Annotated in this window: 1 protein-coding gene; it reads right to left on the bottom strand. The window is 59.3% G+C overall.

Features of this window, described 5'->3' with window-relative positions; all coding sequences use genetic code 11:
* Positions 1-248 precede the first annotated feature (248 nt).
* On the bottom strand, positions 249-609 hold a 361-nt coding region (locus ACGTN6_RS20880; RefSeq protein ID WP_444875045.1), incomplete at its 5' end, for a DUF5983 family protein.

The raw sequence follows: 609 nt of genomic DNA, 5'->3' as shown, positions 1-609 counted from the left end.
ATCCAGACCCTCGTGCTGATCACCCAGCAGATACCGACGATGCCGGCACACCATCGTGCCGACATTGCACGACTCCCGAGGATTCACTGGATCCGTATCGATTTCCAGGCGCAGGCGCTGGGTCTGATCTGGTGAATAGATTGCGCTATACATGGTGGTGCTCCTTCATTACGAGCATGGGGAGCACCACCCCCAAGGGAGTGATACTCCCCATGGGGTGGTGAAATAAGGGCCGTAGCCCTCAAGGTTTAGTCAGCTCTAGCCTCTTCCTCGAGGTCAGCTGAAAGCTCAAGAAAGTAGGGCAACCCTTCAAGCTCTGGCGCATCCGGATCAAAGACCAGGAAGCGCACGTCAGCCGCGGCCGCCAGGTGAAGAACGTTCACCAGGTCAGCGGGCACAGCTGCGTCCAGGTGCTCTTGCCGAAGCCCAGGCTCGTCCCAGGGCGTCCCAATCAGCTTGACGCCCAGCACCAGGTGATTCGCCATCGGAGGCACCACAAAGACCTCGAACATCATGCCGGTCGCCTCACCTCGGTTGACTCCCTGGCACGTTAGGTAGTCGAGAGATTCCGAGGACAAGTGCCCCGTGCTGATCTCCCAGGATCGGCTG

It is taken from the genome of Halomonas sp. B23F22_20 (assembly GCF_043496985.1).
Classification (GTDB): Bacteria; Pseudomonadota; Gammaproteobacteria; order Pseudomonadales; family Halomonadaceae; genus Halomonas.
The sequence above is the reverse complement of the archived record's forward strand: the minus strand, read 5'-3'. Positions and strand labels throughout refer to the sequence as shown.